Raw genomic sequence first — 17,441 nt, forward strand, 5'->3', positions numbered from 1 at the left:
AAGAGGGCATGCGAGATCTAGTGCGGTCTCGTGGGCTGGGAAATGTGTAAAAGAGACAGGTTCTTGAGCGCGGCGAGGCGCGCCTCGACCTCGATCTGACCCGCGTCGAGCTCGAGCTCCGCGAACTGCGAGTCGAGCGACGACGCCGCGACCTCGGCCTGGCCGAGCGCGAGGGCCTCCTCGCGGCGGACCTTCTCCTCGAAGCGCGAGAGCTCCGAGGTGGGGTCGAGAACGTTGATCGACGAGATCGCGCCCTGGACAGCGGACTGTGCCTGCGCCGACTTCGAGCGGGCGACGAGCTGGTCGCGGCGGTTCTTGAGGTCGCCGAGCTTGTCCTTCATCTGGGCGAGGCCCGACTTGAGCTTCTCGACGACGTCGCGCTGCGACGCGATCATCGGCTCGGCCGCCTTGGCCTCGCCCTCGGCCGCGATCTGCTTGGAGATGGCGACCTTCGCGAGGTTGTCGAACTTGTCGGCCTCGGCGGCGTTGCCCTGGGTGCGGAGCTGGTCCGCGCGCGTCGACGCGGCGATGGCCTTGGCGCCCCAGTCCTGCGCGGCGTTGAGGTCCTCCTGGTAGTCCTGCTCGGCGAGACGCAGGTTACCGATCGTCTGGGCGACAGCCTGCTCGGCCTCTGCGATGTTGTTCGTGTAATCGCGGATGAGCTGGTCGATCATCTTCTGCGGGTCCTCGGCGCGGTCGAGCAGCGCGTTGATGTTGGCCTTGGCCAGCTGGGCCACGCGCCCAAAGATCGTCTGCTTCTCAGCCATGGTGTCGCCTCTCTCGAAGGTGTGTCGTGCTCTGGTCGTGCTCACCGGCCTGAGCCGGTTGGTCTGTTGGTGCGTGCGCTACCGAGTGGCGCGCGCGTGGCTGCGTCAGAACGTCCCGCCTCCGCCGCTGAAGCCTCCGCCTCCGCCGCCTCCGCCGAAGCCGCCTCCGCCGCCGAAGCCGCCTCCTCCGCCGAAGCCTCCGCCGCCGAAGCCGCCTCCGCCGCCGCGCAGCAGGGAGTCGAGGATGATGCCGCCGAGGATCATGCCGCCGACGTTGTTGCCTCCGCCGCCGAAGCCGCCTCCTCCGCCGAACCCGCTGCCCCGGTCGACGTCGGCCTGCGCGATGTCGCGTGCGGAGCGGGCGAGGTCGAGGGCGCGCTGAGCGGCGGCGAGCGCGCGCTGCGGGTCCTTCTGCTGGAGCTCGTGCGCCTCCTGCATGTGACGGATGGCCTCGGCGAGGCGGGTGCGTGCGGTGGGTCCGACGGCGCCGCGGCGGGTGTTGATGAAGTCGTCGGTGCCGCGGATCATCGCGTCGGCCTGGCCCATCGTCTGGCCGAGCACCGCGGTCGCCCGGCGGATCTGCTCGTCTGCGGCGCGCAGGGGGGCGAGGGCCTCGTCGATCGCGGCCTCGGCCGCGGTGAGCTCGCGCAGCGCGGCGAGCGGGTCGCCGCCGGCCTGGGCGCTGCGGCCCGCGGTGATCGCGGCCTGTGCGCGGGTGACGTACGGGGTGACGGCCGGGTTGGAGGGCGCGAGCCGCTGCGCGTCGGTGACGTCGGAGCTGATCGACGCGATCGCGCTCACGAGGCGTGGCGCGGCGGCATCGAGCTCGGCGCCCGCGCCGTCGACGGCGTCGAGAAGCGTGGCGGCCTGGCCGACGGCGAGCTGGGCGGCGCGCGTGCGGACGACGGCTGTCGGGCGGTCGTCCTTGTCGATGTCGGCCCGGGCCTCGCGGACGGACTCGGTCGCGCCGTCGAGCAGCTGGAGTGCCTGGTCGGGGTTGTCGATGATCGAGGCGAGGGCGCGCGCCGGGTAGCGGCGCGTGAGCTCGGCGAGGGCGACGCGCGACGTCTGGACGCGCGCGCGGACCTCGGCGGTGCGCTGCTCGAGCTCGGCGATGTGCTCGGGGAGGCGTGACTGCATGTCGCGCAGCTCCTGGAACGCGGCTTCCTGGTCGCGGAGGGTGGCCGACGCCTTCTCGCACAGGGCGAGGATGTCGGTGAGCATCTGGCCCTTGACGTGGTCCGGCTCGGGGATCTCGTCGTCGAGGAGCTGCTGGATGTGGAAGGCCTTCTGAACGTCCGTGCGGGCGGCGTCGACGGCGGCGGTGAACTGGTCGGTCGCCTGGAGACCGAACTGTGCCTTCGCGAAGGCGAGCTCTTCGTCGGAGGACTTCACGGCGTCGTCGGCTGCGACGAGCGCGGTGCCGGCGCGCTTGCGGAGCTCCTCGAGCGAGAGCTGGGGGGCGCCGGTGGCGCCGCCGTGGACGGTCTTGCGCTTGCGTGAGCGGACGACGGTGACGATGACGACGACGGCGATTCCGGCGAGCAGGAGGAAGACGATGGCGCCAGTTCCCGAGGAGGACGACGGTGCTCCGGCGCCCGTGCCGGACGAGGTGAACGTGCCGGCGTCGACGGCCTCGAGCGTCGTGGCGGTGGCGTCGACGGCGGCGACGTAGTCGAGGTCGTTGCGCAGCGCGTCGCGAACGTCGTCCTCGATCTGCGTGATCGCCGCGCCGGGGAAGTCGCCGTCGGCGATGCCAAGCCCGAACCGTCGCGGGTTGTCGCCGATGGCGATGCCGAGGACGACCTGGGTGCGTCCGAAGCCCGAGCGTTCGACGGCCTGCTGGACCCAGTCGGGGCCGCTGGCGCCGTCGAACGACTGCGCGACGACGACGTAGAGCTCGTACCGGGTGTCGTCGGCGAGTGTGCCGAGGCGGCTCTCGATCTCGTTCACCTGCGACGACGTGAGGATGCCGTCGGGGTCGGTGACGGGCTGCGTGAGAACCTGCGGCGCGAGGACCGGAACGTTGCCCCGAGCGGCGCGCTGCGCGATCTCGAGCGCGGGGCCTCCAGGTCCGGCCGCGAGCGCGTGGGCGGGGGCGGCGGTGAGGCCGAGCAGGCCGCCCACAACGAGGACGCCCGCGAGGGCGCGGCGGAACCGGACGGTGCGTGCAGGTGTCACCCCACGATCATCACGGACCCGCAGGCGTCGGCGCAAAGGATGGGCAAAGAAGTTGTCACGCCGTGAGCGAAACCTTGGGATCGCCGAGGCCGCCGCGCAGGAACAGCGGGCCGTCGCCGCCGTACGGGCTGACGACGTCGTCGTCCTCGGGTGTCGCGGGGCGGGCAGACGCGTCGGCGCGGGCGGCACGGGCGCGGGCGGCGAGCTCCGCGACGCGGGCCTGGGGGCTGTCGGCAGGTGAGCGAGGTCCGCGACCGTGAGCAGCCTGCCGAGCTCGCGGAGGGTGAAAGTCGTGCGGAGAGCCGCGGGTGCGAGCCGCACGACGGCTGAGCGGTGCTCGCGCTTGAGCGTGAGCACGAGGTCCGCCTCGCGAACGAGGTCGCTCGTCAGCTGGCGGGCGGAGAATCCGGCGGCGCTCACGTGCGCCGCGCCGAGCAGGCGCACGATCTGGGTGTCGATGGGGGAGCCGACGAGTGCACGGGTTCCGGCGCTCGCGACGGCGTAGCCGGGGCCGAGCCTGGGCGCGAGCAGACGCTCGACCCTGGGCGAGCAGCAGATGCTGCCCGCGCAGACGGCGAGGATCCGGGCGGTCGTGGGCGTGTCGGGATCCTCGCGGGACGGCAGGGTCGCAGCCCGGAGCCGCAGGGTTGCTGGTCGTGGGACTGAGGGGCCGACGATCCGTGACCGCGTCACGTGCGCGTTCCCGCCGCGGCCCGCGTTCCGGCTATCCTCGAAGGTGGACGACACGTCGCGCGGTCTCGCGCGTACTCCTACTTCTCATCTGAGGTGCTTGTGCCCAGCGGCAAGGTCAAGTGGTTCGACGCCGAGCGCGGTTTCGGCTTCATCGCGTCCGAGGACGGGTCGGAGGTCTTCCTCCACGCCTCGGCGCTGCCTGAGGGCGCCGTCGTCAAGCCGGGCGCGAAGGTCGACTTCTCGGTCGCCGACGGCCGGCGTGGCCCGCAGGCGCTCCAGGTGACGCTCACGGACCCGCTTCCGTCGGTCGCGAAGGCCGCGCGCAAGCCCGCTGAGGACATGGCGATCATCGTCGAGGACCTCATCAAGGTGCTCGACCGCGTCGGCAACGACCTGCGTCGCGGCCGCTATCCGGAGAAGGCGCAGGGCACGAAGGTCGCAAGCCTGCTGCGTGCCGTCGCCGAGAACCTTGAGGCCTGAGGTGGCTGCTGCGACGATGAGCCGCCCTGCACGCCGCAAGGCTGACCCGGTGCTCGATGCTGCGGTCGAGATCGCTCGCGCCTCCGCGGAGGACGTCGCTGAGGTCGCGGCCCACGTCGGCGAGCACCTCGGGACGATGACGGTCGAGGACCGTCTGGTCGAGCACAGGTTCGCGGCGACGATGCCGGGCTACCAGGGCTGGGCCTGGACGGTGACGCTCGCGCGCGTGCCGCGCGGACGCACGGCGACGGTGTGCGAGGTCGAGCTGCTCCCCGGTGACGGCGCGATCCTCGCGCCCGAGTGGCTGCCGTGGTCGGAGCGGATCCGTCCGGGCGACGTCGGCCCGGGTGACATCCTGCCCTTCGTTGCGGACGACCCCCGTCTCGCGCCCGGCTGGGAGCCGAGCGGCGACGACGAGCTCGACGCGGTCGCGATCGGCGAGCTCGCGCTCGCGCGTGCGCGCATCCTCTCGGAGGACGGCGTCGCAGAGGCCGCGCAGCGGTGGTACGACGGGGCTGCGGGCCCGCGGAGCGCGAGCGCGCAGGCCGCGAGCGACCCGTGTCTCTCGTGCGGATACCTCGTGCCGCTCCAGGGTGCGCTCGGTCAGGTCTTCGGCGTGTGCACGAACCCGTGGTCGCCCGACGACGGTCGTGTCGTTGCGTTCGACCACGGCTGCGGTGCGCACTCGGAGACTGACGTCCCCGAACGTCCGTCGGACTGGCCGGCGCCGAACCCGCTCATCGACGAGGCGCGGATCGACGTCGTGTCGCTCGAGCGTCCCGCGCCTGCTGACGACCCCGCTGAGGACTAGGCCCGGGCTGACGTCCCTCGCTGGGGACGCAGCTCTGGGCGGGAGCGCGGCCGACGCCGCCCCGCGCACGGCCGACGACTATCCGTCGCACCGACCGAGTCTCCCGGCGCACGCACCGACCCGCGGGCGTGCGCCGGAAGGGGCGTGCTAGAGCTCTGCGCCCGCCGGGGTGAGCGCCGTGAGCACCGCGTCGAGAGCCTCGGGAATCGCGTCGAAGTACGCACGCGTCACAGCATCCACACTGATGCCCGTCGCCGCGACGGTCTCGAGGTCGTTGCGCTCGTGCGCGATGACTGCGCGCAGCACCGTGCCAAGCGGTCCCTCGCCGAGGACGAGCGCGTCGTACGCCTCGTTCGACAGACGAGTCCGCTCCGCAAGAATCTGCGTCGGGATCCCCCGCTCGGTCGAGAGCGCCGAGAGCAGGCCGACCGTGTAGGCCGAGTCGTGCTCGGGCGCCAGCCGCTCGCAGGTGATGCCACGAGCGATGAGCAGCCACAGGTTGTCGAGCTGATCCACCGTCGACGCGACGAGCGACGCCATGACAAGTCCCTGCACCTGACCGGGGCCAAGCAGCACGATCGCGCGACGCACCGAGTCCACACGCTGCGAGAGACCCGTCGCCGCACCGTTGACGAGACGCAGCACCCGAAGGACGAGGGCCGGGTCCGCGCCGAGCACGTGACCCACGGCCTCGATGTCGACCTCGTCCTCGCCGAGCAGCCGCACGGCCTCGAGGCATGAGATCTCGTTGGGGAGCAGGTCGCGCTCACCGAGCTCGACGACAGGACCCACGTTCGGGGAGCCGAGGAGCATGCTCACCCCGGGGACAGGGGCCTCGTGGCCCCATCCCGACACGAGGCGGGGAGCGACGACGACCACGCCCGCATCCGCGGCGCCCGTCGCGATGACCGCAGCCTCCTCCGTCGTGAGGTTCTGGTCGAGCAGGACGTGCGTGAAGTGCTCGAGCGACGCGCGCTGCGTCTCCGTCGCACGGTAGAGGTCCAGCGCGAGCAGGTACCCGCGCCGACGAAGCCGCGTCAGGTGCTCGGGCGCGTCAGGGAGCGCGAGGACCGTCGGGGTGATGACGAGCGCCACCCGCCCCGCGTGACGCGGCAGGGCGACCTCGCCCGCGACCATGCGGGGCGTCGGGACGAGGAAGACTGTGCGGTCGTGGGCGATCGACGGGAGGTCGAGCTCAAGGTAGGCGTGCTCGAGCTCAGGGTGCCTGTCGTGCCGGAGGATCAGGCCCGGCGACGACGGCGTGATGAAGTATCCGGTGACCGCTCCCGCCGCGTCGTACATGGGCAGACGGGAGAAGGTGATGTCGGTGTCGACATTCATGGGTGTCACGTGATCTCTCGGTCGGGGGAAGGAGCGAGCGGGGCCCGCAGCGGCCAGTCGCCGTCGAGGACGATCTGGACCGCACGGTGCGTGCGGGTGTTGACGAGCACCGGAGCCAGCAGGTTGACCGTCGCGGCACCCCCGTCACCCTCGGGGTTGAGGACGACGAGCGTCGCGATGTCGTCGTCGGACGCCGGGACGCCGTCCACGCCGAGCAGCGCGAGCCCGACCGCCACCGGGGGCTCGTAGCCGCGCACGTGCGCCGCCGCGTGCACGAGGAACAGGCGCGTGCTCGCGCCCTCGTCGACGCTCCGGAGCGCGAAGACCGTCCCGAGATCGTCGAGCGCCCGCAACGTGAAGTCGAGAGCACCACCGAGACCGAGGAGAGGCGCGACGAAGCTGACGCGCTCGTCGGCAGCGTCCGGGGACGTACCCGTGGCAGCGGAGACCGTCATGACAGGTACTGCAGAAGGGTGGGCTGCAGGACGCGGGCCGTCGCACCGAGCGCAGCCTGGTACGCGACCTCCTGCGTCTGGAGCTGCACGAGGGTCTCCGCGAGGTCGACGTCCTCGACCGCGGAGATGTCCGCCGTGAGCGAGAGCTTCGTGCTGGCGTTGACCGCGAGCTGGGCCTCGAGCTGGTTCGTGCGCGCACCCGTCGTCGCGAGCGCCGCCGTCGTCCGGTTGTGCCACGTGTCGATCTCGGCGATCGCCGGACCGACGTCAACACCCGCACGGATGTCGGCCGCAACACGGTCGAGCAGCGCGAACACCGAGTCCGTGGCGTCGCCGAAGATGCCCGCACCGTCAGCGTCGACACGCACGACGACGTCCTCCGAGATCCGGCGGTCGACCGACCCCGCGCCCCCCGCGTACGCGTACGAGCCGTCAGGCTGCGCCGTGTACGCGGCGTCGGCGTCCGACGTGCCCGCGAAGATCGAACGACCCGTATAGGTCGCGTTGGCCTGGCCGAGCAGCGCGTCCCGCACCGCCTCGATCTCGAGCGCGATCGACTCGGCCGACTCGGCCGTCGTCGTGCCCGAGTTTGCAGCCTGCACGACGAGCGTTCGCGCCCGGATGAGCTGGGTTGACGTCGTCTGCATCGCGGTGTCGACCGCCGTGAGCCAGCCGCGCCCGTCGGTCGCGTTGCGGTCGTACTGCGTGAGCGCACGCTGCTCGGCACGCAGCCGCAGCGCCTGCGCCGTCCCCGCAGGATCGTCCGACGGCTTCTCGATGCGACGCAGGCTCGAGGCCTGGCCCTGGAGCTTCGACATCGCAGCAAGGTTGCGCTGAACGTTCGCGAGTGACGTCTGCTGCGTCATCTGGTGAGTGACCCGGGTGAGGTTCATCGTCCGACGACTCCCGTCCTGTTGATAAGCGTGTCGAGCATCTCATCGACCGTCGTGAGGACGCGAGCCGCGCCCTGGTAGGCACGCTGGAACGCGAGCATGTTGACTGTCTCCTCGTCGATGTCGACGCTCGAGCCCGCCAGCTGCACGAGCGACGCCGTCGCACGAGCCTGCTCCGCGACCTCCGCCGAGCGCAGCGCTGCCTGCGACTGCACACCCAGGTCGACGACGAACGCGGACCAGGCACGGTCAGGGCTGTCGGCGGACGTCCCGATCCTGCTGATCGCGTCGGCGATCGACCCATCGTACGCGCCGTTGCCCGGCGCGCCGGCCGCGATGTCCGAGGGCGAGGTGAGCGCGACGGTGAGGCCGAGCGCCGCAGGGGTGCTCGGGTCGGCGGAGAGCGCGAAGAAGTTGCCGCCGGGCGCGCCCGCGGTCGTCGTCGCCGTCGTGTGGAGCGCGTTGACCCGGTCGTGGAGCTGGGTCGCCAGACGGTCGTACGCGGCGGCCGCCTCGGCGAGCACGCCCCCCGAGCCGTCCGGGCGCGCACCGGCAAGGCTCGCGAGGTTACCCGCGAGGAGTCCGCCGTCGAACGACACGGGACCCGCTGAGGCGCGCTCCCACTCGAGGCGCGGCGTGTCGGCTGCTGCCCCGGCGAGAGTCGTCGAGCCGACGAGGTTGATGCGGTAGGACCGGTCTCCCGAGACGAGGTGGTTGCCGCCGACGGAGACGGTCACGGTGCCGTCCTCCTGGAGGCGGGTCGTTGCACCCGTGAGCTCGGCGAGCTGCGTCGAGAGAAGGTCGCGACGGTCCATGAGCTCGTTCGCGTTGCCCCCCGAGACGGTGACGGAGCGGATCGTCTCGTTGAGCTCGGCGAGCGACGCCGCCGCGGAGTTGATCTCCTCGACGTACGCGACGGACTGCGCGCGCGTCTCGTCCCACTGCGTGCGGGCCGCACGGTAGCCGGTCGCGATCGACTCGGTGAGGATCTTCGCCGACTCGAGGACGACCTGGCCGGCCGCCGGCTCGGACGGGCTGTTCGCGATGTCCTGCCAGCCGGCCCAGAACTGGGCGAGCTGCGCCGAAACACCCTTGTCGCTCGGTTCGCTGATCGTCGTCTCGAGCCGCGCGTACGCCGTGGCCCGTGCCGCGAGGTCGGCGGCGAGCGAGGTCGAGGAACGGACGCGCGCGTCCGCGAAGATGTCACCGAGCCGCGTCACTCCCGTGACCTTGACGCCCTGGCCGACAGTGAGGCCCGAGGAGAAGCGCGACGCGGCGGCGTTCGCGGAGACCGACGCGGTCTCCGCCCGCTGGCGCGTGTACCCCACAGTGTTCGCGTTCGCGATGTTCTGCCCGGCGACGTCGAGCGCGGCGCGCTGCGTGTGCAGCGAGCTCAGCGCCGTCGAGAGCGTCGAGAAGGTGGACATGCGGAACTCCTAGAGTCTTGCGTCGAACAGGGTCGCGTCGCCCGTGCCGTTGCCAGCGTGACCGTGGGCGTCGTAGGTCTGGACGGTGCGGTCCACCGCGAGGAGCGTCTCCTGGGCGGACCGGTGGGCGGCGGTGAGAAGACGACGGTTGTCGTCGGCGAGCGCGCCGATCCGGTGCGTGAGGTCGATGAACGCGTCGCGGTGCTCGCCGAGGATCGTGTCCCACGGCGCGGGGGCCGCGGCGGCGAGCTGCGCGAGCGTCGCGCCCGGTGCGAGCCCGAGCCGTGCCGCGACGGCGTCGGACTCGACGGCGTGCCCGAGCTCGGTCGTGCGGATCTCCTCGAGGACGGTCGTCACCTCGTCCGTCGCGTGGGCGAGCCACTGGTTGCGGCCGTTGGTGAGGAGGAGCTGCTCGACATCGAGCTTGAACAGGAGCAGCTCGAGCAGCTGTCGCTCGCGCCAGAGGAGTGCTGTGAGGCTCTCCATGCTCATCGTCGTTCTCCGTCCTGGTCGTGGGCCGGTCGGGCCCGTGCAGAGATCCCATCGGTCGGCACTTAGCGCTTGTGAGGAGTCCAGGGCGTCCTGTCGCGACGCGTGACCTGCCGGGCAGATCCTAGCCGTCGGTTGTGGTCGGAGGCCGGGCTGTGCTGGGCGTTCACGCAGGTCATCGCGGCTGACGACGAGGTTGTGACCAAGTTCTGGCGCGATGTGGAGTCTTGTGAAGTGGTTCACATCGTTTCGATCGCGTCAAAACCTTGCCGGGGTCGAGCGGTTCGCGCCACTAACCGCGCCATTTTCTGCGCGGTGAGAGAGCGCTTTCTGGAGGGTGTGGGTGGAAGAAGCGTGGAAGCGCGCGGATCCTGGGTGAAACAACCTAGGAGAAGCGCAAAGTTGTTCGTTCAACTGTGGCGCACGTCCTCCTTCCATTAATTCGCGTCATCCCCACAGACTCCTGCCATGACCGCCAGCAAGCTCCCAGGGACGGCGCGCCTCAGCGCCGAGCAGGTAGCGCTCGTCGAGGCGCACCTCCCGCTCGTCGGGTACCACGTCAACGACGTCGCAGCACGGATCCCGCAGCACGTCTCGCGTGACGACCTCTCCTCCGCAGGGGCGCTCGCACTCGTCCGGGCCGCAGCCGCCTACGACTCTGCGACCGGGGTCCCCTTCGCGCGCTACGCAGCGATCCGGCTCCGCGGCGCGCTCGTCGACGAGCTCCGCTCGATGGACTGGGCCTCGCGCGGCACGCGTTCCCGGGTGCGGCGGCTCACCGCGGTCGCCGAGGAGCTCACTGCACAGCTCGGCCACGCCCCCAGCCGCGAGCAGCTCGCCCAGGCCCTCGGCGTCGACGTCAGCGAGGTCGACCAGACCCGCGACGACGCCGGCCGCCGCGTCCTGTCGATCGAGGCGTTCGACGGCGCCGTGAGCGACCTCCTGCCCGACCGCGCACCGAGCCCCGAGGCCGACGCCGTCGCCTCCGAGAAGCTCCGCTACCTCCGCGCCGCCGTGGCAGCGCTGCCCGACAGGCTCCGCCTCGTCGTCCAGCTCGTCTACTTCGAGGACCGCACCGTCACCGACGTCGCCGGCATCCTCGGCGTCACGCAGTCCCGCGTCAGCCAGCTCCGCGCCGAGGCCACGTCGCTCATGCGTGAGGCCCTCGACGCCCACCTCGAGGCCGAGCCCGACACCGAGGACCTGGCTCCCGAAGGCGTCGCCCAGCGGCGCCGCCGCGCCTACGTCGACGCCGTCGGCGCAGCCGCCGCACCCGCACGCCACGACATCGCGACGCTCTCCGCCCGCGCGGCAGCGATCCCCGCGGCGCGCGCCGCCGCGGCCGTCGCCCACGGCGGCCGACGTGCCGGCGACGCCCAGGTTGCTGGCACCCTCGCCGCGCTCGCCTGACCACCCTCGTCGTAGCAGCGCTCGCTGCCTGCGAGCCCGCACGACGGAGGCGTCCCCACGAGTTTCGGGTTCACCCGCAAACTCGTCCCGCAAAAACCTCACACCCCACGGGCACCGCCCGATGAGGAGAGCAGGAGCCCACGGAAGGGCACCTGCATCCGGGCCACTTCAAGGAGGAGAAACACCATGGCTCTCTCGATCAACACGAACGTCGCGGCGCTCAACGCGTACCGCAACCTCTCGAGCACGCAGAACGACCTCTCGCGCTCGCTCGAGAAGCTCTCGTCGGGTCTTCGCATCAACCGTGCCGCGGACGACGCTGCCGGCCTCGCGATCTCCGAGGGCATGCGCGCCCAGATCGGCGGCACCAAGCAGGCCGTCCGTAACGCGCAGGACGGCATCTCCGTCGTCCAGACCGCTGAAGGTGCGCTCACCGAGACGCACTCGATCCTCCAGCGCATGCGTACGCTCTCCGTCCAGGCGGGCAACGACGGCGGTCTCAACGACGCCGCCAAGGGCAACATCCAGGACGAGCTCAACGAGCTCAAGACCGAGCTCACGCGCATCGCCGACACCACGAAGTTCAACGGCAAGGCGCTCCTCAACGGCTCCTACACGGGCTCGTTCCAGGTGGGCGCCAACACGTCAGCCGCCGACAAGATCACGGTCGACCTCACGGGCCAGTCCATGAGCGCCGCCGGCCTCGGCGTCGACGGCGTCGACATCACGGGTGCGGCCAGCTCGTTCGTCGCGGACGTCGACCTCTTCGCTGCGACCGCCCCGACGGGCACCGGAGCGCTCGAGATCACGACCGCTGCGGGCACCACCACGCTCAACCTCGACCTCACGGGCTGGGCGACCGGTGGCACCTCCGCCGACGCCAAGACCAACCAGGGCGTCCTCGACGCCGCGCTCAAGAGCGCCGTGAAGAACACGAACTTCTCGGCGAGCGTCGACTCGTACGGCAAGGTCACGGTTGCTGGCGGCGGCATCACCGGTGCGACGGTTGCCAGTGTCGCCGGTGTTGCGGGTGCCGCCACGGGCGACGCCGACGCAGCGATCAACGCGATCGACGCCGCGATCAGCGACGTCTCCAAGACGCGTTCGCAGCTCGGTGCCGTGCAGAACCGCTTCGACCACACCATCAACAACCTCAACGTCGCGGCCGAGAACCTCTCCGCGTCCGAGAGCCGCATCCGTGACACGGACATGGCCGCGGAGATGGTGGACTTCACGCGCTCGCAGATCCTCTCGCAGGCAGGCACCGCCATGCTCGCCCAGGCGAAGTCGATCCCCCAGGGCGTGCTCCAGCTCCTCCAGTGATCCGACGGTCACGGCCCGCGCCGTGACCCGGGGAGCAGCCAGACCCTGACGGCGGGCGGACTCGTCCGCCCGCCGTCAGGCGTCCACCCAGGATGCGGCCCGCCGCGCCTGCTCACGTCGGCCTCGGGCCGGCCGACCGCGCGGCACCACACCACGCACACCCACCCCCGCAGCGTGCGGCCCTGGAAGGGAGCACCCACATGGCCGGCATCGGCATCGACGGCATCGTCTCGGGCCTCGACACGACGACGATCATCAACCAGCTCATGAAGCTCGAGGCGAACCAGCAGACGCTCCTCAGCATCAAGAAGTCGTCGACCTCCGCGACAGTCACCGCGCTCCAGGGACTCAACACGCGCTTCGCGTCGCTCGCCGAGTCCGCGAAGAAGCTCGCCGACCCCGCGTCGTGGAACGCCGTCACCGCGACCTCGAGCTCGACGTCCGTCACGGTCGCCGCCGGCGCGAAGGCCGCCGCCGGCTCGATCACCTTCACGGTCGACTCCCTCGCGACCGCGCAGTCCTCGCTCGTCGACGTCCCCGCCGATCTCGACCCCGCGAACCCCTCGCTCGTCCTGCGCGTCGCAGGCGGTGACCCCGTCACCGTCACCGCGCTCAGCACCGACCCGCGCGACCTCGCCGCCGCCGTCAACAAGGCCGACCTCGGCGTGCGCGCCTCGATCATCAACGTCGGCACGGCCGACGCCCCCGAGCACAAGCTCCAGCTGACGTCGACGAGCACCGGCGCCACCAACGGCTTCACCGCCGAGGCCATGACGACGAGCGGCACGCGCGCCCTCGACCTCACCGAGATCGTCGCAGCCGCCGACGCCCGTCTCACGCTCTTCCCCGGCAGCGCCGCCGAGCGCACCGTGACGAGCGCCTCGAACTCCGTCGCCGGTCTTATCGAGGACGTCACCCTCACGCTCACCGCGACGAGCACCGACCCCGTCGCTGTCACCCTCGTCCGCGACGACGCAACCCTCACGAAGAACGCCAAGGGCCTCGTCTCCAACCTCAACGTCCTCCTCGAGGAGATCTCCTCGAGGACCACCGCCACGACGACGACGGGTACCGACGGCTCGACAAAGCTCACGCCAGGCGTCCTCGCAAGCGAGAGCCTCGTCCGAGGCCTCGGCACCGACCTCCTCAGCGCAGCAGGCCTCACCGTCGACGGCGAGTCGCTCGCAAGCGTCGGGATCACCCTCGGCCGTGACGGCCGCTACGCCTTCGACGAGAAGGCGTTCGGGGACGCCCTCGCGGCCGACCCCGCCAAGGCACAGAAGCTCGTCACCGCCCTCGCCGAAGCGACCGGGAAGATCGCCCAGCGCGCGTCCGACGCCGACAACGGCACGCTCACCTCACGCATCCGCGGCGGCGAGGACACCGTCAAGGACCTCGGCGAGCGCATCACCGCGTGGGACGACCGCCTCGCGACACGACGCGCAACCCTCGAACGCACCTACGCGGCCCTCGAGGTCTCGCTCTCGAAACTCAACAACACCTCGAGCTGGCTCGAGCAGCAGCTCGCGCAGCTCAACGGAGGGACGAAGAAGTGACCGTCGCCGCAAGCGCCCGCCGCGCCCAGTTCCTCCGCGAATCCGTCCTCGCGGCGAGCCCCGGACGGCTCGTCGTCATGCTCTACGACCGTCTCGCGCTCGACCTCGAGCGTGCGGGCGCCGCGTCAGCCGCCGGCGACCGCAGCGGAGCCGCGCAGCACGCGGGGCACGCGCAGGACGTCCTCGCCGAGCTCATGTCCTCCCTCGACCTCGAGGCATGGGACGGCGCCCCGCAGCTCTTCGCCCTCTACACGCACCTGCTCACCGAGACGATGACTGCGACGATCGCGCTCGACACCGAGCGGTTCGCCACCTGCCGTGCCCACATCGCCGAGCTGCGCGACGCGTGGCACGGGGCGCTCCACGAGATCGACATCGAGGCGGCAGGCGTCCCGGCGCCCGCCCGCACCGTCGGCCCGCGCGGCGACCTCGGCATCGCGTGACGCGACATGAGCGCCACGACAGCCGCTGACGTCACCGCGTGGTCGCAGGCTCTCGACGCGCTCGAGGCCGACCTCGCGGAGACGAACCTCCTCCTCGACGGGTCGCTCGACGAGGTCGCACCGCTCGTCCTGCGCCGCGCAACCGCCTGGCGCGTCCCCCAGGGCCTCGGCCCGATGCCCACCGAGCTCTCCGAGCGTGCGACCGCGGTCCTCACGAAGCAGCGCGAGACCGCAGGGCGCCTCGCGCGCGCGCTCAGCGCGACGAAGGTCCGCACGCGGATCCTCGACGCGCGACCCGACCGCGCCCGGCCCGTCTACCTCGACGCTGAAGGGTGAGGCGCGCACGTCGTGCGCGCACACCGCTGAAAGTTCTTCCCCCAACTTCCTCATAGCCCGGCGCGCCGGGCCGATGAGCCCTCTGAGCAACGGATTGCTCGCCTGAATGCCACGGACTGGCTGCCCTCTCCGCTCGACCCTGGAGGCGACGCGTGCTCCAATCCGTGACCCTGTCAGCGCTCACAAGCGCGCTCGACGGCCTCGCCGAACGACAGCGGGCCATCGCCGACAACGTAGCGAACGTCCAGACCCCCGGGTACCACGCGCGCCGCGTCGCGTTCGAGGAGCAACTGCTCGGCGCGGTGCAGGACGGGCACGGCGACGTCGCCCCGTCGTCCGCGCGCAGCCTCGAACCGACACGCCTCGACGGCAACAACGTCAACCTTGACACCGAGACGCTCTCGAACATCGACACCGTGCTGCGCGTCCAGCTCGCCACGCGAGCGGTCGACGGCAAGTTCAGCTCGGTCCGCACAGCGATGAGGAGCTGAGATGACGATCTTCGGAGCGATCGGGATCGCGAGCAGCGGCCTCACAGTCCACCGCAAGTGGCTCGACGCCGTGAGCGACAACCTCACGAACGCCAACAACGCCACCGCGACGAGCGAGGAAGCGTTCCGCGCCCGCTACGTCGTCGCCGGCGAGATGGACGGCGGCGGCGTCCAGGTGCGCGGCACCGTCCTCGGCCCGGCCGAGGGCCGCCTGGTCCACGAGCCCACGCACCCCCTCGCGGACGAGGACGGCTACGTCCGCTACCCCGAGATCGACCTGTCCTCCCAGATGACGCAGCTCATCATGGCGCAGCGCGGCTACCAGGCATCGGCGACGGTCGTCGACCGTGCCAAGGAGACCTACGAGGCCGCCCTGCAGATCGGACGTTCCTGATGATCGACGCACTCGGAGCGATCGGCACGACGCCGACCCGCTACCTCGACGCCGACGCCCTCGCCGCGCTCGGCACGACCGTCACCCCGGCCCGACCCGTCGCCACGTCCACCGACGACGGCGGATTCGGCGGCGTGCTCGTCGGCGCGCTCGACGACGTCCGCGCAGCCCAAGAGACATCCGACGCCCTCGCCGTCCGTGCCGTCACCGGCGACCTCCAGGACGTCCACCAGTACACGATCGCCTCGTCGCAGGCCGCGCTCATGCTCGAGCTCACGGCCACCGTGCGCACTAAGGCTGTCGACGCGTTCAACGAGATCATGAGGATGCAGGCCTGATGCCCGAGAAGTTCTCCGTCGCCCTCGGCCGCGTCGGCGGCGCCGTGCGCGAGTTCACCGTCGCGCAGCGCACCCTCGCCCTCATCGGCCTCGCAGGCATCGCGCTCGTCGTCGTCGCCCTCGTCGTGTGGGCCAACAGACCCACCTACGCGCCGCTCTTCACCGGCCTGTCCGCCCAAGACGCGAGCGCCGTCGTCGAGGTCCTCGAAGGTGAGGGCGTCGGCTACGAGCTTGCCGACGGCGGCAGCTCCGTCCTCGTCGCCCGTGACGCCGTCTACCGCATGCGGCTCGCAACCGCCGCCGCAGGACTCCCGGCCGACTCGAGCCAGGGCGGCTACTCGCTCCTCGACGACATGGGCATGAGCTCCTCGGAGTTCCAGCAGACAACGACATACAAGCGCGCCCTCGAAGGGGAGCTCGCCGCGACGATCGGCGCACTCGACGGCGTCCGTGCCGCCTCCGTGCGTCTTGCGCTCCCAGAGAAGACGGTGTTCGTCGCCGAGACCCCCGACCCCACCGCGTCCGTCTTCGTGACGCTCGACCGCGGGACGACGCTCAGCAGCGACAAGGTCCAGGCCATCACCCACCTCGTCTCCGCCTCGATCGAGGGCATGAAGGCCACCGACGTCGCCGTCGTCGACTCCGCAGGCACCGTCCTGTCCGCCGTCGGTGCGACCCCCGGCGCCGCGGACAGCGGCACCGACAAGCGCGTCACCGCCTACGAGAGCCGCGTCGGCGCCGCCGTCCAGACGATGCTCGACCGCATCGTCGGCCCCGGGCGGGCCGTCGTGTCCGTCACCGCCGAGCTCGACCTCGACAGCCGGACGACCACCTCGGAGAAGTTCGAAAGCCCCGACGAGCGGCTCCCGCTCACCGAGAAGACCGAGCGCGAGGAGTTCAAGGGACCGGGGAACGGCACGTCCGGTGTGCTCGGCCCCGACAACATCGCGGTCCCCGGCGGCACGGGAACCGGAGACGGCGAGTACCTCAACGAGTCGAGCACTGTGACGAACGCCGTCGACAAGATCACCGAGATCACCGAGCAGACCCCCGGCACGGTCCGGCGGCAGTCCGTGTCCGTCGCCGTCGACTCCGCAACTGGCAACGCCCTCGTCATGGCCGACCTCCAGCAGCTCGTCGCGACAGCCGCAGGCATCGACCCCGAACGCGGCGACGTCGTCACGGTCCAGCGCATGACCTTCGACACCACCGCAGCCGACGCGGCCGCCGAGGCGCTCGCCGCCGACGAGGCCGCGGCCGCAGCCGCCGAGCGCGAGACGCTCATCCGCAACGCCGCGATCGCCGGCGTCACGCTCCTCGCACTCCTCATCGCCGTGTTCGCCCTCCGCCGCCGTCGCGCACCCGCGCCCGAACGGCTCGCGCTCGACCTCGGCGAGATCGACGTCCGACCCCTCGCCGCACCCGACCCGACGGCCCTCGCGCTTGACGTCGTCGACGAGGCGCAGCGCACGCTCGTCGCCTCCCGCCCGGTCGACCGCGCACAGATCGAGGCCGATGCCAAGCGCGCCGCGGTCATGTCCGCCGCGGACGACGACCCGGGTGACATGGCGGACCGCATCCGCGCGCTCATGGATTCGGGGGCCCGCTCATGA

At 71.4% G+C, this 17,441-nt stretch carries 18 protein-coding genes; 11 read left to right on the forward strand and 7 right to left on the reverse strand.

What is annotated here, in order from left to right; translation table 11 throughout:
- Nucleotides 1-17 precede the first annotated feature (17 nt).
- Nucleotides 18-767: a PspA/IM30 family protein gene (locus C1729_RS11860; RefSeq protein WP_102510124.1), complete on the reverse strand. Its 750-nt coding sequence runs from the start codon at nt 765-767 to the stop codon at nt 18-20.
- Nucleotides 768-872: 105 nt separating this feature from the next.
- Nucleotides 873-3,641: an arsenate reductase/protein-tyrosine-phosphatase family protein gene (locus C1729_RS15240; protein ID WP_165375496.1), complete on the reverse strand. Its 2,769-nt coding sequence runs from the start codon at nt 3,639-3,641 to the stop codon at nt 873-875.
- Nucleotides 3,642-3,740: 99 nt separating this feature from the next.
- Between C1729_RS15240 and C1729_RS15245 the strand changes: the two genes are divergently transcribed.
- Both C1729_RS15245 and C1729_RS11875 read left to right on the forward strand, forming a co-directional pair.
- A complete protein-coding gene (locus C1729_RS15245; protein ID WP_102510126.1) occupies nt 3,741-4,121 on the forward strand; it encodes a cold-shock protein in 381 nt (126 codons plus the stop codon).
- A gap of 16 nt (nt 4,122-4,137) precedes the next feature.
- Entirely contained in the window at nt 4,138-4,932 is a 795-nt protein-coding gene (locus C1729_RS11875) for a DUF3027 domain-containing protein (RefSeq protein ID WP_102510668.1), read from the forward strand.
- A gap of 147 nt (nt 4,933-5,079) precedes the next feature.
- Here the strand turns inward: C1729_RS11875 and C1729_RS11880 are convergent, their stop codons facing one another.
- From C1729_RS11880 to flgN, 5 genes are read right to left on the reverse strand one after another with little or no spacing between them, the layout of a single operon-like run.
- Nucleotides 5,080-6,273: an EAL and HDOD domain-containing protein gene (locus C1729_RS11880; RefSeq protein ID WP_102510127.1), complete on the reverse strand. Its 1,194-nt coding sequence runs from the start codon at nt 6,271-6,273 to the stop codon at nt 5,080-5,082.
- Between the two features lie 5 nt (nt 6,274-6,278).
- On the reverse strand, nt 6,279-6,728 hold the full coding sequence (locus C1729_RS11885) for a flagellar assembly protein FliW (RefSeq protein WP_102510128.1): 450 nt from the start codon (nt 6,726-6,728) through the stop codon (nt 6,279-6,281).
- The gene (gene flgL / locus C1729_RS11890) at nt 6,725-7,621 is read right to left on the reverse strand and encodes a flagellar hook-associated protein FlgL (RefSeq protein WP_102510129.1); all 897 of its coding nucleotides are present in this window, start codon (nt 7,619-7,621) and stop codon (nt 6,725-6,727) included. The genes C1729_RS11885 and flgL overlap by 4 nt, the downstream gene beginning before the upstream one ends.
- Nucleotides 7,618-9,048 (reverse strand): flagellar hook-associated protein FlgK, encoded by a 1,431-nt coding sequence (gene flgK, locus C1729_RS11895; RefSeq protein ID WP_102510130.1) that lies wholly within the window; start codon nt 9,046-9,048, stop codon nt 7,618-7,620. Before flgK ends, flgL begins: the two co-directional genes overlap by 4 nt.
- A gap of 9 nt (nt 9,049-9,057) precedes the next feature.
- Nucleotides 9,058-9,540 carry a flagellar export chaperone FlgN gene (gene flgN, locus C1729_RS11900; protein ID WP_102510131.1) on the reverse strand — a complete coding sequence of 161 codons (483 nt, stop codon included), beginning with the start codon at nt 9,538-9,540 and terminating at the stop codon, nt 9,058-9,060.
- A 465-nt stretch (nt 9,541-10,005) separates the two neighbouring features.
- Between flgN and C1729_RS11905 the strand changes: the two genes are divergently transcribed.
- The 9 genes from C1729_RS11905 to fliF all read left to right on the forward strand — a co-directional run bounded on the left by C1729_RS11905 (nt 10,006) and on the right by fliF (nt 17,441).
- Nucleotides 10,006-10,947: a sigma-70 family RNA polymerase sigma factor gene (locus C1729_RS11905; RefSeq protein ID WP_102510132.1), complete on the forward strand. Its 942-nt coding sequence runs from the start codon at nt 10,006-10,008 to the stop codon at nt 10,945-10,947.
- Between the two features lie 186 nt (nt 10,948-11,133).
- On the forward strand, nt 11,134-12,270 hold the full coding sequence (locus C1729_RS11910) for a flagellin N-terminal helical domain-containing protein (RefSeq protein ID WP_102510133.1): 1,137 nt from the start codon (nt 11,134-11,136) through the stop codon (nt 12,268-12,270).
- 200 nt (nt 12,271-12,470) lie between these two features.
- Nucleotides 12,471-13,826 carry a flagellar filament capping protein FliD gene (fliD, locus tag C1729_RS11915; protein WP_165375497.1) on the forward strand — a complete coding sequence of 452 codons (1,356 nt, stop codon included), beginning with the start codon at nt 12,471-12,473 and terminating at the stop codon, nt 13,824-13,826.
- Nucleotides 13,823-14,269, forward strand: coding sequence for a flagellar export chaperone FliS (locus C1729_RS11920; protein ID WP_102510135.1), 447 nt, complete (start codon nt 13,823-13,825; stop codon nt 14,267-14,269). The genes fliD and C1729_RS11920 overlap by 4 nt, the downstream gene beginning before the upstream one ends.
- 6 nt (nt 14,270-14,275) lie before the next feature.
- Nucleotides 14,276-14,605 carry a hypothetical protein gene (locus C1729_RS11925; protein ID WP_102510136.1) on the forward strand — a complete coding sequence of 110 codons (330 nt, stop codon included), beginning with the start codon at nt 14,276-14,278 and terminating at the stop codon, nt 14,603-14,605.
- A gap of 152 nt (nt 14,606-14,757) precedes the next feature.
- A complete protein-coding gene (locus C1729_RS11930) occupies nt 14,758-15,096 on the forward strand; it encodes a flagellar basal body rod protein FlgB (protein WP_102510137.1) in 339 nt (112 codons plus the stop codon).
- A 1-nt stretch (nt 15,097) separates the two neighbouring features.
- Complete coding sequence (locus tag C1729_RS11935; RefSeq protein WP_102510138.1) at nt 15,098-15,490, forward strand: flagellar basal body rod protein FlgC; 393 nt, start codon at nt 15,098-15,100, stop codon at nt 15,488-15,490.
- The gene (gene fliE, locus C1729_RS11940) at nt 15,490-15,828 is read left to right on the forward strand and encodes a flagellar hook-basal body complex protein FliE (protein WP_102510139.1); all 339 of its coding nucleotides are present in this window, start codon (nt 15,490-15,492) and stop codon (nt 15,826-15,828) included. Before C1729_RS11935 ends, fliE begins: the two co-directional genes overlap by 1 nt.
- Nucleotides 15,828-17,441: a flagellar basal-body MS-ring/collar protein FliF gene (fliF, locus tag C1729_RS11945; protein WP_102510140.1), complete on the forward strand. Its 1,614-nt coding sequence runs from the start codon at nt 15,828-15,830 to the stop codon at nt 17,439-17,441. Before fliE ends, fliF begins: the two co-directional genes overlap by 1 nt.

The organism is Sanguibacter massiliensis, assembly GCF_900240335.1.
GTDB lineage: Bacteria > Actinomycetota > Actinomycetes > Actinomycetales > Cellulomonadaceae > Flavimobilis > Flavimobilis massiliensis.

Coding starts and splice junctions, on each gene's coding strand:
- C1729_RS11860 (WP_102510124.1), bottom strand. CDS start 767: ATGGCTGAGAAGCAGACGATCTTTGGGCGCGTGGCCCAGCTGGCCAAG.
- C1729_RS11875 (WP_102510668.1), top strand. CDS start 4,138: ATGAGCCGCCCTGCACGCCGCAAGGCTGACCCGGTGCTCGATGCTGCG.
- C1729_RS11880 (WP_102510127.1), bottom strand. CDS start 6,273: ATGAATGTCGACACCGACATCACCTTCTCCCGTCTGCCCATGTACGAC.
- C1729_RS11885 (WP_102510128.1), bottom strand. CDS start 6,728: ATGACGGTCTCCGCTGCCACGGGTACGTCCCCGGACGCTGCCGACGAG.
- flgL (WP_102510129.1), bottom strand. CDS start 7,621: ATGAACCTCACCCGGGTCACTCACCAGATGACGCAGCAGACGTCACTC.
- flgK (WP_102510130.1), bottom strand. CDS start 9,048: ATGTCCACCTTCTCGACGCTCTCGACGGCGCTGAGCTCGCTGCACACG.
- flgN (WP_102510131.1), bottom strand. CDS start 9,540: ATGAGCATGGAGAGCCTCACAGCACTCCTCTGGCGCGAGCGACAGCTG.
- C1729_RS11905 (WP_102510132.1), top strand. CDS start 10,006: ATGACCGCCAGCAAGCTCCCAGGGACGGCGCGCCTCAGCGCCGAGCAG.
- C1729_RS11910 (WP_102510133.1), top strand. CDS start 11,134: ATGGCTCTCTCGATCAACACGAACGTCGCGGCGCTCAACGCGTACCGC.
- fliD (WP_165375497.1), top strand. CDS start 12,471: ATGGCCGGCATCGGCATCGACGGCATCGTCTCGGGCCTCGACACGACG.
- C1729_RS11925 (WP_102510136.1), top strand. CDS start 14,276: ATGAGCGCCACGACAGCCGCTGACGTCACCGCGTGGTCGCAGGCTCTC.
- C1729_RS11935 (WP_102510138.1), top strand. CDS start 15,098: ATGACGATCTTCGGAGCGATCGGGATCGCGAGCAGCGGCCTCACAGTC.
- fliE (WP_102510139.1), top strand. CDS start 15,490: ATGATCGACGCACTCGGAGCGATCGGCACGACGCCGACCCGCTACCTC.
- fliF (WP_102510140.1), top strand. CDS start 15,828: ATGCCCGAGAAGTTCTCCGTCGCCCTCGGCCGCGTCGGCGGCGCCGTG.